15 protein-coding genes are annotated in these 13,751 nt (G+C 49.8%); 1 reads left to right on the top strand and 14 read right to left on the bottom strand.

The genetic code is table 11. From position 1 onward, the window contains the following. The first annotated feature begins 77 nt into the window (after positions 1-77). Positions 78-299 carry a hypothetical protein gene (locus DESOR_RS28760; protein WP_148265251.1) on the top strand — a complete coding sequence of 74 codons (222 nt, stop codon included), beginning with the start codon at positions 78-80 and terminating at the stop codon, positions 297-299. Here DESOR_RS28760 and DESOR_RS09390 read toward each other — a convergent pair. From DESOR_RS09390 to DESOR_RS09315, 14 genes are all read right to left on the bottom strand, one after another. Continuing rightward, a complete protein-coding gene (locus tag DESOR_RS09390) occupies positions 271-819 on the bottom strand; it encodes a BMC domain-containing protein (RefSeq protein ID WP_014184359.1) in 549 nt (182 codons plus the stop codon). The two genes, DESOR_RS28760 and DESOR_RS09390, sit on opposite strands and share 29 nt — an antisense overlap. Beyond that, positions 816-2,156, bottom strand: a complete 1,341-nt coding sequence (locus DESOR_RS09385) for a 4Fe-4S dicluster domain-containing protein (protein ID WP_014184358.1) — start codon at positions 2,154-2,156, stop codon at positions 816-818. Before DESOR_RS09385 ends, DESOR_RS09390 begins: the two co-directional genes overlap by 4 nt. Positions 2,157-2,178: 22 nt before the next feature. After that, positions 2,179-2,472 carry a EutN/CcmL family microcompartment protein gene (locus tag DESOR_RS09380; RefSeq protein ID WP_014184357.1) on the bottom strand — a complete coding sequence of 98 codons (294 nt, stop codon included), beginning with the start codon at positions 2,470-2,472 and terminating at the stop codon, positions 2,179-2,181. Continuing rightward, the gene (locus tag DESOR_RS09375; protein WP_042331016.1) at positions 2,469-3,269 is read right to left on the bottom strand and encodes an HFCD family protein; all 801 of its coding nucleotides are present in this window, start codon (positions 3,267-3,269) and stop codon (positions 2,469-2,471) included. The genes DESOR_RS09380 and DESOR_RS09375 overlap by 4 nt, the downstream gene beginning before the upstream one ends. Position 3,270: 1 nt before the next feature. Continuing rightward, positions 3,271-4,695, bottom strand: coding sequence for a phosphate propanoyltransferase (gene pduL, locus DESOR_RS27880; protein WP_014184355.1), 1,425 nt, complete (start codon positions 4,693-4,695; stop codon positions 3,271-3,273). 29 nt (positions 4,696-4,724) lie between these two features. Then, a complete protein-coding gene (locus tag DESOR_RS09360; protein WP_014184354.1) occupies positions 4,725-5,036 on the bottom strand; it encodes a BMC domain-containing protein in 312 nt (103 codons plus the stop codon). Positions 5,037-5,118: 82 nt separating this feature from the next. Then, positions 5,119-6,606: an acetaldehyde dehydrogenase (acetylating) gene (locus tag DESOR_RS09355; RefSeq protein ID WP_014184353.1), complete on the bottom strand. Its 1,488-nt coding sequence runs from the start codon at positions 6,604-6,606 to the stop codon at positions 5,119-5,121. A 22-nt stretch (positions 6,607-6,628) separates the two neighbouring features. Continuing rightward, on the bottom strand, positions 6,629-7,276 hold the full coding sequence (gene eutL, locus DESOR_RS09350; RefSeq protein WP_014184352.1) for an ethanolamine utilization microcompartment protein EutL: 648 nt from the start codon (positions 7,274-7,276) through the stop codon (positions 6,629-6,631). A gap of 47 nt (positions 7,277-7,323) precedes the next feature. Further along, the gene (locus tag DESOR_RS09345) at positions 7,324-7,656 is read right to left on the bottom strand and encodes a BMC domain-containing protein (protein WP_014184351.1); all 333 of its coding nucleotides are present in this window, start codon (positions 7,654-7,656) and stop codon (positions 7,324-7,326) included. A gap of 141 nt (positions 7,657-7,797) precedes the next feature. Then, positions 7,798-8,679 carry an ethanolamine ammonia-lyase subunit EutC gene (eutC, locus tag DESOR_RS09340; RefSeq protein WP_014184350.1) on the bottom strand — a complete coding sequence of 294 codons (882 nt, stop codon included), beginning with the start codon at positions 8,677-8,679 and terminating at the stop codon, positions 7,798-7,800. Between the two features lie 13 nt (positions 8,680-8,692). Continuing rightward, positions 8,693-10,057 carry an ethanolamine ammonia-lyase subunit EutB gene (locus DESOR_RS09335; RefSeq protein WP_014184349.1) on the bottom strand — a complete coding sequence of 455 codons (1,365 nt, stop codon included), beginning with the start codon at positions 10,055-10,057 and terminating at the stop codon, positions 8,693-8,695. 27 nt (positions 10,058-10,084) lie between these two features. Continuing rightward, positions 10,085-11,494: an ethanolamine ammonia-lyase reactivating factor EutA gene (locus DESOR_RS09330; protein WP_014184348.1), complete on the bottom strand. Its 1,410-nt coding sequence runs from the start codon at positions 11,492-11,494 to the stop codon at positions 10,085-10,087. Positions 11,495-11,540: 46 nt separating this feature from the next. Beyond that, entirely contained in the window at positions 11,541-12,905 is a 1,365-nt protein-coding gene (gene eat, locus DESOR_RS09325) for an ethanolamine permease (protein ID WP_014184347.1), read from the bottom strand. Positions 12,906-13,173: 268 nt separating this feature from the next. Continuing rightward, positions 13,174-13,740, bottom strand: a complete 567-nt coding sequence (locus DESOR_RS09315) for an ANTAR domain-containing response regulator (protein ID WP_014184345.1) — start codon at positions 13,738-13,740, stop codon at positions 13,174-13,176. Positions 13,741-13,751: the final 11 nt, after the last annotated feature.

Genomic DNA, 13,751 nt, shown 5'->3' with positions numbered 1-13,751 from the left:
ATATTCGATATTCGTGGTTCGATGCTCGTGGACCCGTAAGCCAGGGCGGCTTCGACCCACAGGAGTGAACCCATTGCATGGAGAGGCTGTTAAGCCCACTAAGCGGCTGCGGGGATTGCGAAACCTGGTTCACATCAGGTATTACCCGGAGGTTTGGTGCAGCTCCCGCAGCCGCGAGTGGGCGAGCCTCGGAATGCTGGGTTAACGGATGTGGGCGAAGCCGCCCGACCCGGGATCACTCTCTGATTTCCGTGGTTTGGCGAGGTGGCTCTAAACCAAACTCTCAACAAGCTGCTTAGCCGGCCTGGGAATAACCACCTTGCGGATGAGCAGCCCCTTTTCACTGGCCAAAGCACTGCCTTCTTCCACGGCGGCTTTCACCGAGGCTACTTCTCCCGTCAAAAGGGTGTAGCTTTTGCCTCCGATGCCAAAGGCCAGGTGCAGCAGCATGGGCTCTACATCCCCTGCTTTCACCGCTGCATCCGCCGCTTCGATTAAGGAGGCTACACTATAAGTCTCTATAATTCCTAAGGCTTTGATGTCCTTTAAGGTGTTGGCCCTGCCGATGGCCGGCAGGATAGAGGGGTGTACATTAGGGATCACAAAGGAATCCACGATGGTCTCTGCTCCTAACTCCACTCCGGCATTGACGGATTGCTGGACTCCGGATACATCTCCGCTGACCATGACCATATATTTCCCCGGGCAGATGGTTTTAGCCACCAAAATGGTCACATCCGCGGTTTTGCTCATGATATCGGCGCATTCAATTCCTTGGGCGATACTGTTGCTCTCAATCAGTCCTATAGCATGGATCACCGGGCTGCACCACCTTTCCGTATGGTTATGGCTTGAGGTGTTACTTGGGTTACCGTTCCAGAGATGCTGGCGTGGATGTTCGCTCCCAGGGCTCCTGACGGGATTTCTCCGATCCGTTGTCCCGCTTCCACAACATCCCCCTCTTTGACTACCGCCGCTGCCGGTGCTCCTATATGCTGCTGCAGCTTGATCCGGACTTCCTTCCCTTCATACACTTCCCCGGCTAAGGGGGCGTCTTTATAAAAGGAACGCAGTCTTAAGCGGTCCATTAAGCGTGAGGATGGGATTAAGCGGTGTTGGGCCATGGGGTCCGCTTTGCCCAGTTCTCCCTGGTATTTGATCCCCTGGGACCTCAGCTCTGCTTTTAAAGCTACATTCACTCTCAGGGGGGATATTCCCACCGGGCAGGCATAGGCTTCACATACTCCGCATTCTGAACAGGTCAGGGCCGTGGCAAGTAAGGACAGCTCGGCCAGATTTTTATAATTAACCGCTCGGATTAAGAGATGAGGAGATAGTTCGTGGCCGATCATGTGCCTGGGACAGAGATCCGTACAGAAGCTGCACTGTTCACAGACGGTTTTGGCGATGCGCAGGATTCCTTCCACGCTGCTTTCCTTGCGCTGGATGAGCATGTGGTCCCTGGGCAGTCCGATCAGCCCTCCCGTGGTCTTGGTTACTGTGTCGGACAGGTCGCTGATGAGTTTGCCCATCATGGGGCCTCCGTTGATATAGGCCAGGTCCGCTTCTTCCCCTCCGGCCAGATCCAGGACCTCCCTCAGAGGGGTGCCGATGGGTACGGTGACGGTGATGGGCTTCTTAACGGCTCCTGTGACGGTGAGAGTCCGGGTGGTGACGGAGATCCCTTCCTGGGCTTTGGCTACATTGATGAGGGTTTGGACGTTGTTCACCACTACGCCGATGTTGATGGGGATTCCTCCAGGGGGCACCCGTCTGCCGGTGGTTAACCAAATGGTCATCACTTCGTCTCCCGCCGGATAGATATCGGGCATAATGGCAATTTCAATTCCCTCTGTGTTCCGGATATAGGGTTCTAAGGCGGCAATGGCTTCCTTATATTTGGCTTTTAAGGCGATGATCCCTTTTTGGGCTCCTGTTGAGGCCATGGCCAGGGTCAGGCCTTTAACCAGAAGGTCCGGGTAGCGGGCCGCCAATTGCTGGTCGGTTTTCAGCAAGGGCTCACATTCTGCCCCGTTGACAATGACGATCTCTGCCTGGGCAGACAACTTGACATGGGTGGGAAATCCCGCTCCCCCGGCCCCGACTACTCCGGCTTCCAATACCTTGCCGCTGATCTCTTTCATTTGCATATTCATTTATTTTTCACCCACTTAAGCTTTACGCTTCAAAGGTTTCTTTATCGATAATCCCCACGATGGTGGCATCGATGGGAACGCTGTTGTTGGCTAATCCCTGCCGGGCTGAGGAACCGCTGGCGACCATAACGATCTCATCTTCCCCGGCTCCGATTTGGTCCGCTGCGATGAGGGAATTCCCGGTTTCCTCCAGCTTGGGGGTTCCGTCCTCCAGATAGGAGAGGGTTACCGGCTGGACGACGAGAAATTTCAAACCCCGGAGAGATTCTTCTTTACGGGTTGACCAGACATGGCCGATAACGCGAGCCAGAATCATCGTCCTGCCTCCTTCTCCATGCACAGCTCAACGCGGCGCATTCTTAAGGTATCCCGGGCCAGAGGGGAGATAACCGTCTCTGGTCTGACATAGACCGTGGCTCCTTCCGGGAAGCCATAGGCTTGTTTATCCCCCAGGAATTTCTTGGTGTAGTAAACCTCGTTTCTCGGAGAAACACTCTCTGAGTCAAAGAGCTGCTGCCGGGACTCCCCTGCTGCAGAAGGCTGGGGAGTAGGTTGACTGCTTTGACTGGATTGACCGCCGGCCAAGTTTCCCCAGGCCGTCACTCCGTAGGCTTGCAGCTTCTGAATATACCCTTCATACAGTTCCCTGTAAGCCGGGGGCGTTTGATCGGTGAGCCCCAAATACTCCGTTATCAATTCTATGGAGCATCCCCGGCTGATTCCTCTCCCAATCATTTCACAGATAGGGTTGTCGCGAATGCCCAAGGCAGCTTTAGCTAAAGTGTTGGCGGAGCAAGCCGGCAGGATGATTTTCGGCCAGTCGGCCTTAGCCATAGCCTCTTCCACTGTGATCCAGCTCATGCCCTCAGGCAGTTCCGGTTTAGCCATATACACTTGATCGCTAGGCAAAACTCTAAGCGAGAAGCTTTCTCCCCACCGCTGCTGCACTGCACTTAAAACCCGGGGAAAATCCGGGACATAGTTCAAAAGAACCAAGGCTTCGGATTTAACCACCGGCTGACTTGTTTCAGATCCTGCCTTTTGCAGCAATCCCAGCAAAGCGGGATCCGACAAAATGCGCTGGACTATTTGATTAATCAGTTCTTGATTCATGTCATACCCCCATGAGTAAGCCCCGGCAGGTGGGTCCGACGAGGGCCGCATTGGCCTCATCCAGGTCCAGGTGCATCTCTTTGCGATATTGGTCACTGACACGGATTAAAACATCTTCATAGACAATGGGACGGCCGCTGTCAACTCTTACCCTGACTCTGTCCCCATCCTTTAAGGACCAGGCTTTGGCGTCCTCCGTATGGAGATGAATATGCCGGCTGGCCACGATGGCCCCGACCTCTAAATCCACGCTTCCCTGAGGACCGACCACCTGCAGACCCGGTGTTCCATCCAGTTGTCCTGAGTCCCGGACCACCGGTTTAATTCCCAGAGAAAAACAGTCCGTAACACTGATCTCTGCTTGTGTCTTTTTTCTTACCGGTCCCAAGACCCGGACCTTATCCAGCCGTCCTTTAGGGCCCACCAGGGCCACAGTTTCCTGAGCAGCAAACTGTCCCGGCTGAGACAGGTCCTTTTGACTGGTTAAGGTATAGCCTTTCCCAAAAAGGGCTTCTAAATCAGCCTGGGAGAGGTGGATATGCCGGTTAGAAATACCTACAGGAACTCGTTTTTCCTCGAGCTCCTGAGCTTTTCGGCTGCGTACCTGGCAAGCCAAGATATAGAAGGCACTGGATAACCGGTTCAAGGCTTGGATCAGGTCTGTTCGGCTGCATTCCCCATTGGCATCTGTGAAAGCTCGATTGGCATAGAGCTCCACCTCCCGGGATTTCGACCGCAATTTATGCAGCTTAGCGACGATGGGGCCATGAGTATAGCTGAGGGGAGTATGATCAATGCCGAAGTACTTTTGGGGATGATGGGATCTTTCCCGCAGTTCTTCAGGAGTAAGCCCAAACAATGTTGTCCATTGAAAGGGCTCTTGTTTTACCTCACTCACCATGAGCTGCCGGCAAAGGGCAGCGACTTCATCTAAGTGTCGGATGAGCTCCTCTTCTCCCTCTTGCAGAAAGAAGCACTGGGCTTCAACGAGTTCGCATTGGAAAAGGTCCAACTGCCCCCGGTAGGCTATCACAGGATGAGTTTTAGTAACTAAATCTCCCGCCCGTAAATGGGTCATGTGTTCGGGTTTCCCAGAGGCAGGCTTGGCTGACTCTGTCTCAGCTGGCTTTAACTGCGTTGGCTCTGCCTGAGCTGGTTCAGCCTTAACGGGCTCTGCTTGGGTCGGTTCTGCTGGGGCGGCATTTGCCGCCCAAGGCTGCTGAACTCTCTCCCCGCTTTGGGCCGCGCTGGAAAACGTCTTTTTGTGGATGTCCTGGCGACCGTTGCCTTCGATTTGGACATCAATTCCTTTAGAACGAATAAAATCCATAGCTGAGGGGGTAATGACACTGCCGGGAGGCAAAACAAGGAGTTTTTCCTTCTTCTTGTGCCAATTAGCCCTCAGTTCATATTCTGTGACGATCAAGTCCTCACCTCATTACAGATGTCGGAACATTATTTATCTCCGTAACTTTTGTTGTCACCGACAGGCAGAATGTACTCCACATCCTGATGGGGGCGGGGAATTACGTGAACGCTGAGCAGGGCTCCCACGCGCTGAGCTGCAGCCGCGCCAGCATCAACAGCTGCTTTGACGGCCCCAACGTCCCCCCGGACCATGACTGAAACCAGTCCGCCGGAAACATGTTCTTTCCCGCACAGTTCAACATTTGCTGCTTTTAACATTTGGTCAGCTGCTTCGATGGCTGGGATTAATCCTTTGGTTTCTATCATTCCAAGAGCGATAACTCTTCGATCCTGTGCCATTTTGTTCCCTCCCTAATTCATGGTTCGTTATTCGATGTTCGCGGTTCTATAGATGAACTATCTATTTAATTGCTTAATAACGTTAACCTTTCATCCCGTTCAGATGCTGCATAACTTGCAGAATGATGTCTTGAACAAGCTGGGCATCAACTTGAGGTGTTGGGTTTGCGGAGCTTGCCGGGTTGGTAATGTTCATTGGCTCGGCAGGCTTGCGCTCCGGTATACCCTGGTGCCAGGCAACCCTTTTAATATTAAGCAGGTGCAATGGCGTGACATTCTCGGAAACACTTGATCCTGCCCAAGTCCCGCAGCCCAAAGTAAATGAAGGAGCCAGACCGGTGGTGGCACCAACGCCGCCCATAGCTGCCGGGGTATTGATAAGCAGCCGGTTGACGGGTTTTTTCAGGGCAAATTCCCGGATCACTTCCTGATTGTTGCAGTGCATAGAAAGGCTATGTCCTACCCCTCCGGCTTCCAAGAGCTGAAAACAGCGTTCGCAGCCTTCATGCCAGTCGGCAACCCGATAGAAGCCCAGGACTGTGGTGAGCTTTTCGTAGGAGAGAGGCCACTGGGGACCCACACCGCTTAAGGGAGCTATCAGGCAGCGTGTCCGTTCAGGAATGCTGATTCCCGCCAGCTGGGCCACAAATTTAGGATCTTTGCCCACAACCTTTGGATTAACCCCGCCATTAGGCAGCATAACAACTTTGGATACTTTCTGCACTTCCTCCGGATCAAGAAAATGGGCTCCAAATCGCTTGAGATGACCGATAAGCTCATCAGCAATGCATTCTTCAGCGACAATCGCTTGCTCAGAAGCACAAATCGTGCCATTGTCAAAGGTTTTTCCCATAACAATATATTCTGCGGCTTGGGCCAGATCGGCACTTCGTTCCACAAAGGCCGGGACATTGCCCGGGCCCACCCCTAAGGCCGGTTTGCCGCTGCTGTAAGCCGCTTTAACCAGGGCACTGCCCCCTGTGGCCAGAATCATGGCTACATCAGGGTGTTTCATGAGTTCGTTGGTAGCTCCCATGGAGACATTGAGGATGCAGCCGATGACGCCTTCCGGGGCACCGGCAGCCACTGCGGCCTGATGCATGATTTTCGCAGCTTCACTGGTACAGCGCACAGCGCTGGGATGAGGGGAAAAAACGATGGCATTGCGGGACTTAAGGGCAATCATGGATTTATAAATCACGGTGGAAGTTGGGTTGGTAGTGGGAACGATCCCGGCGATAACCCCAACCGGTTCAGCGATTTCCCAGATTTTTTGTTCATGATCTTCGCGAATAATTCCTACGGTTTTCATAGGCTTGATAAAATCATATAAAGTTCGGGATGCAAAGTAGTTTTTAAAGCATTTATCTTCATAGTTTCCCATGCCGGTTTCTGATACTGCCATCATCGCTAATCGTGCTGCATTGGCTTCCCCTGCTTCACGCATCATGTCAATAATTTTGTCCACTTGCTCCTGAGTCAACTCTTTAAGAGCTTCCTGGGCTTTGCGGGCAGCTCGTACTAAATTCCGGGCCTCTTGTAAGGAACACAAATCTCTGTCCAGTTCCATATCGAAGGCCACCTCCCTGTTGCTAGAATTTCAAGGCATTTTCACAAACGTCAATGACTGCTCTTTGGAAAGCTTCGCAGGCTGATTTGCAGGCACTTTGCGAGCCGGTTAAGAGTCCGCCGCCAAAGTTTGTTTCTGATGGCGGTCCATAAAAGGTTTTCATGCTGACTTCGGCAGCTTTCAGAGCTGCATCTAAGCCAAACATGGCCTCAATGGGGGGTGCAATAAGGTAAGAAAGGGCTTCTCCTTCTTCAATACCGGCAATTTTGGAAAGATAGCTGCCTGTCCGGGAAACGGTATGAGGGAAAAAGGCGGTTTTTCCTCCGTCACAAGTGTAGAACCAGCATTCATTTTCCAAGTGCTCGATGCAGGCATCCACGCCGGCCCGGACTTCCGCCGGGTTGGGGCCTGCCAGGATACCGATGATCTCTCCTGAGAGAGGACCGGAAGCACGGGCGGCTCCGCAATAGAAGCTTTTCGCATAGACAACTTCAACTTCCGCTTTTTTTGTTGCTTCGTCTAAAGCAACATAGGTGGAATCGTCAATATCGGCGGTAATCATGCCAATAGAGCGCTGGTAGCCGGTAAGACCCAGCTGTTCAGCAAAATCCGGGGCAACGTTGGGAATCAAACGAACTGCTAAGACTTTTGGTTTAAGGGGCTCGATCATAGTTACCCTCCCTATTCCTGCCGGATAGTTATTCTAGTTCCGACGATTTATTTATTTTCAACGTTTTTCGATTTCGGTTTTTCTTCGAATACAGGCAATTTAGGCAAAATGGCTTCCAGTTCCGGATGAGGACGGGGAATAACATGACAGCTGACAAGTTCTCCAACCCGCTCTGCAGCAGCGGCTCCGGCATCCACAGAGGCTTTGACAGCCCCCACATCCCCCCGGACCATAACCGTTACTAAAGCACCTCCGACTTTTACTTTCCCGATTAAGGTAACATTGGCTGCCTTGACCATGGCATCTGCCGCTTCAATAGCTCCCACGATTCCGCGGGTTTCAACCATTCCCAGGGCTACGAGATCTTCTCTGATGGCCATTGTATTCTCTCCTTTCAGTCAATCATTCTAAGGATGGTAACCGACATTTTACTACTTATTACTACTTATTATATAAGGACAACCTGATTTTAACCATACATGGTTTTTGTCAGGAACACAACCCTTATACTCCTCGTTGTCTTACTCCAGATTAACACCTGATGCCTTGGCATCCAGGATTTTTTTAATCAGGCTGGCCAGATGGGCACCGGCTTCAGCCGCCGGAGTTCCGCCCTTATGAATATTACTGATCACGGTTCTTTCACTTTCTACCATGCCCAGTCTGGGATTATAGCCAATGTAAGCGCTCATGCTTTCAGCGGTTCCCAAGCCCGGACGTTCACCGATGAGAATCACTGCCACTTCAGGTTTCAGCTCTTCGCCAATCATGTCCATCACAGCAACCCGGCCATTGCGGACAAAGATGGAGGTTCCCAGCTTTACTCCCATTCCTTCCAGCCCTTGAGTTAAGGCGGGGAGCAGATTAGGAATATTGGCTTCCACCGCTTTGCTGGAAAGTCCGTCGGAAACAATGATTTGCACCATAGCCCCCGGGCTGCATTCTTTCCGGATTTTTTCTAAACTATCAGCATCAAGCTTGCGGCCCAGATCCGGTCGGGTCAGATACTCATCCTTGGACTGGCAAGGTGTTGTGACAGAAACCATGTTATACTTGGCGGGAAATTCTTCCGGAACCTCCCCCATAACCGAATCCTGAGCCACAGCATGATCCGCGCGAAAACGGAGCAGGGTTTCTGTCAGCGGACGGGGCCCGCTTCTCCAAACTCCGATCCGGGCCGGGGTGGCCAGTTTCATTTCTTCATAAAGGTCTTTACTAACGGGATCCGGTACTTGCAAATAACGCTGTAAATCGATTTCTGCTAAATCTGTCATTGGCTGATCGTCAACGCTTGCCGAACTGACAGCCGGGGAAGAAGCACTTGCACTTTGCTGCTTCTCCTTCTCCATTCCTTTCAGCAATTCTTCAACGATCAAACGAACACTGTCTTCTAAACTGCTCATATTCTTCCCCCCCTTACCTTGTGAATATCGTTGCATCCCCTGCACGGGCCGTAAGTTTGCCCTTTGTCAGGATTCCCATTGATTCTGCCCAGGCTTCAAACTCAGGAAGCGGCCGCAGTCTGAACAATTCTCTCAATGCCGCTATATCATGATAACTGGTGCACTGGTAATTCAGCATCACATCATCCCCCATGGGAATTCCCATGAAGTAGGTACAGCCTGCTGCCGTAAGAAGGGTTGCCAAGTTTTCAATATCGTTTTGGTCAGCCTTCATGTGGTTGGTATAACAAGCATCCACACCCATAGGCAAGCCTGTCAGTTTACCCATAAAATGATCTTCCAAACCCGCTCTGGTCACCTGACGAGTATCGTAAAGATATTCCGGGCCAATAAATCCTACAACGGTATTCACCAAGAAGGGCTTATAGTGACGAGCCAAGCCGTAACAACGGGCCTCCAAGGTCACTTGGTCTGCTCCATGGTGGGCTTCGGAGGAGAGTTCCGATCCTTGTCCTGTTTCGAAATACATAATATTAGGGCCTGTGGCACGTCCTTCTTTTAAGCCCAGGGCATAGGCTTCGTCGAGAATTTCTTTGCTGACTCCAAAAGCTTCATTGCCCACTTGGGAACCGGCAATGGATTGGAATAATAAGTGAACAGGAGCACCTTTTCTCAGAGCCTTCATTTGGGTAGTAATGTGTGCCAGAACACAAATCTGAGTGGGAACATTCCATTCTTCAACAAAGTTATAAAGAGTTTCCAAACTGCGTATGGTAGCCGGCACGGAATCGTCAACAGGATTAAGACCTATCACTGCGTCGCCCACACCATAGGATAAACCTTCCCTAAGGCTGGCCAAAATACCGTCAACCCCATCTGTGGGATGATTAGGCTGAAGCCGGGAAGCCAGGCAGCCTGCTGCGCCGACAGTTGTATTGCAGTGAGCCAGGTTTTGAATTTTGGCGGCACCTAGGATTAAATCCAGGTTGCTCATAAGTTTAGCAACGGCAGCAACCATCTCCGAGGTAAGACCCCGGCTGATCCTCTGGAGAACAGACCCTGTCGTTTCCGTTCTCATGATGAACTCCCGAAACTCTGCAACGCTCCAGTTCTTAATCGTATGGTAGATAGGTTCATTAACATCCTCATCAATAATCCGGGATACCTCATCTATCTCTAAAGGGATAACCGGATTATTCCGCAAATCCTCCAGAGTCAGCTCGGATAATACCCGTTTCGCTGCGATACGTTCGGCAGCGTCAGCAGCCGCTATGCCGGCCAGAATATCACCGGACTTAATTTCATTAGCTTTGGCCAGAACATCTTTGACATCTTTAAAATTAAATGTTTGACCAAAAAGTCGTGTTTTTAGATTCACGATTTCACATCCCTTCTAAGGAAACCATTAAGAGTTAAAAACTAAGGTTTTTACGATGACGGGCACAGCATCCTGATATGGCAATGGTTTGGCGATATCCAGAAAATCTCCGAAGGCCAGCTCAATACCATCTAAGCAAACAAGGGGGGTTGCCGGCAGAAGTCTTTGTAAGGTTTGGCCAAGGACTTTGGCAATATCCTGCTGGGCAATCACCACTTTAGGCTCTCCCTTGATTAAAGGCAATTCATGGGCCAGGATCTCTGCCAAGGAAAGAATCGTCGAAAAATCCGTATTAGGTAAGGACGGAACAATCAGGGCCAGGGTATGGTAGAGAGAATCCGTGTAATTCTCGGCAGACTTCAGCCAGGAAAACCTTCCCTCCCCGTCCGCTTCCGGGTACACTGCCGGCATATTGCGCAGGGGGAGAGTATGCTCACTGACCGTAATCGTAGATCCTGAAACATTCACTGTATGGGCTCCCGCTCCCAGCACGGTGGCATGAATGGTTTCGGAACCTTCATGGACGGTGAGGCCGGTATAAATCCTGCTTCGCCGGAATTCCTCTGCCAGCAGCGGTCCCACATCTCCATGGATCCACCATTCATGAATACCTGGAAGATAAATATATCTGGCCACCCCTCCGGAAAAGACCACACCGTCAATCTTTACATGAGGCAACAAGTTTGTCATGATCAGACCTTTATCTTGTTCCAGTAAAGGTTCCTGGAAAATAACCCGCTCCACACATTCCACCATATTCTTTAAGCAATCTTGAATCATCCCTCTTTCCTTGAGTTCAGAAGTCTTTATCTTCTCAGAACAGCAATAATTCAAGAGTTCGCGGGCAGGGGCAGAAACAAAGGTTAAGCTTTGGGTTATAGGATCCACTTCGAAAAGGCGGCCGCCAACGTTAATACAGGCAGTCCCTATGCACTTGCCCCGATCAAAATAGGCAATATTCGTTGTCCCGCCGCCGATGTCGATGTTGGCAATACAAGCATGTAAATGCTTGGAGAGTGCCTCGGCTCCCGATCCTTTCCCAGCAATCACACTTTCGAGATCCGGCCCAGCCGTCGCTACGACAAAATCTCCCGCATAATCAGCTAAAGAATGAATAATTTCCGAGGCATTCTCCTTCTTGGCGGTCTCCCCAGTGATAATAATAGCCCCAGTATCAATTTCTTCAGGCTTTACTCCCGCTTTCTCATATTCTTTGGCAATAATCTTGCGAAGTGCCGAACCATCGACGTGGGTCCGGTCTTCGAAAGGAGTAAAATGAACCTTACCCATATAGGAAATACTTTTGTGGCTGATTTCTACTTTAGGGACTTGACTGCCAGGCATGACATTCACCAAAGTGAGCTGCGAAATAACCAACTGAGTTGTTGTTGTTCCGACATCGATCCCTACACTGACCAGAGTCATTTCTTTTGCCATGATCTTAACTCCAATCTTTATAAGGCATCTCTACAGTAATTGTTAATTAGGCATCCAGTTCATCCAGTACGCCAAATTCTTCTTCAAAGGGTCTGATATTCTTATTTCCTAAAATGAAGTAGTAGACAACGGCTATGGCATACACCAATGCTGCCCATTTCAAGGCAGGCACACTGGAAATAAAGACGCTTACGGTGAGGAAAATACCGGTAATAAAGCTGATAGCAGGAACGATTGGATAGGATACTCTAAAGGGTCTTTTCAGGCTGGGTTCTTTGGCCCGCAAGACAAACAGGCTGATTAAGCTGAGCATGTACAAGGCAACAGAACCAATAACAGCAATGGTAATAACAATAGCTGTCTGACCGGTAAGAACAACACCCAAACCGACGAGTCCCGGCACTAACAATGCCCAAACCGGGGTATGACGTTTGGGATCCACATAGGCCAGGAATTTAGGCAGATACCCGGTACGAGCCATGGCAAAGGTTTGACGTGAATAACCCACGATGATTCCATGGAGGGAAGCAATCAGGCCAAACAGACCGATAATATTAACCAAAACAACAATAAAAGCATTCTCTCCAAAGACTTGAGCTAAGGCAATAGGCAGAGGGAAGTCCACTGCTGAAACTAAGTTGTAGTCCGCAATACCTGCTGTCAGGAAAAGGGTCAGGAATCCCATGATCATAAGAGTTCCCATACCGCTTAAGAAGCCCTTAGGAATATCTTTCTGGGGATTGACCATTTCCTCTGCAGCCATAGCTCCCCCTTCAATAGCTAAGTAGAACCAGATTGCAAAGGGTACCGCCGCCATAACTCCTTTCATGCCAAAAGGAAGGAGGGGTTCTGTCATAACACGTGCCATGGAAAAATGAGGAGCCGCTGCAGCCCAGAAAATCATTAAGCCGATCAGGGCGATAATGGTTACCACTAACTCCACCGTCGCCGAGGTTTTCATTCCCAAATAGTTAATAAAAATGAAGAATAAGAAAGCCGCTACAGACGCAGTTAAGGTTGGAATGGAAGGAATCAGAAAGTTAATATATCCACCGACTGCTAAGGCAATAGCAGGAGGCGCAAAAACAAATTCTATCAAGCAGCTGATACCATTCATGTATCCCCAGAAGGGTCCCAGGGCTCTGCGGGCGTAAGCAGAAGGACCTCCTGCGTGAGGTATTGCTGTCGCCAGTTCCGAGTATGACAGAATAAAGGTTACATAAAAGATGGTTACTGGAATAAGCGCCAGGGCTAATCCCAAGGGACCGCCTGCTCCAAAGCCATAACTCCAGCCGAAATAATTTCCCGAAATAACCAAGCCCACTGCCAGGGCCCACAAGTGAATGGGTTTTAGTACTCTGGATAAATTCGCATCTGTTTCCGGGGTAGCCAATTTAGTCTCCGTTGTCACATAAAAACCTCCTTAAAAATAATTAATGACATTAATAGGCCAAGGGCATGAATAATTTTCCAATATCTCCTTTCTTAAAATTTCAAAAAATAAATGCCCTTTATCACACCCTGATTGTCCAGGATGTGATAAAGGGCACTGTTGCCCAAATATTCCTTTGTAAAAAATATCTCTTCTTATCCGAAATAGGTGTATATACGTATATGATAACTATTCGCTATCAAAGACAATATTCCTTCTTTAAAATATTATATTTAAAAAAAATTTTTTAAATTGTGCCCACAATTTGATCTGCCAGCTTAACCACGGTAATTCTTTGATCCATGGCTTGATGAATCAACCATTGATGAGCTTCATATTCGCTAATTCCTTCACGATTTGCCAGAATAGCCTTAGCCTTGGCGATTAATTTTTGGCTGTGGAGTTCTTGCCGGGTCGTTTCCAGTTTGGAGCGGACATCCTGCATTTCTCTCCAGCGAGCGTAAGCAATTTGAATCGCTGGCAAAAGATCCCGTTCCGTAATGGGCTTAACCAGATATCCATAGACACTCACTTTTTCCGCCCGTTTAATAAATTTAGACTGGCTATAGGCAGTAAGCAATAAAACCGGAATATTAAGGGAGTGTAATATTTTGGCTGTTTCCAGGCCATCAAGCCCTGGCATCATGACATCAAGAATTGCCAGGTCCGGAGCCAAGGCCTTGGCCAGTTCAATGGCTTTATGACCGTTATTGGCTTCGGCACAAACCACATGACCTGCCCCCAGCAGCATCTCCTTAATATCCAAACGAATTAGCGCTTCATCATCCGCAATTAAGATGGATAGTTCACTCATAACTGTCCCTC

The organism is Desulfosporosinus orientis DSM 765, assembly GCF_000235605.1.
GTDB classification, from domain to species: Bacteria; Bacillota; Desulfitobacteriia; order Desulfitobacteriales; family Desulfitobacteriaceae; genus Desulfosporosinus; species Desulfosporosinus orientis.
Note: the sequence above shows the minus strand (reverse complement) of the source record. Positions and strands in the feature narration are given on the sequence as shown.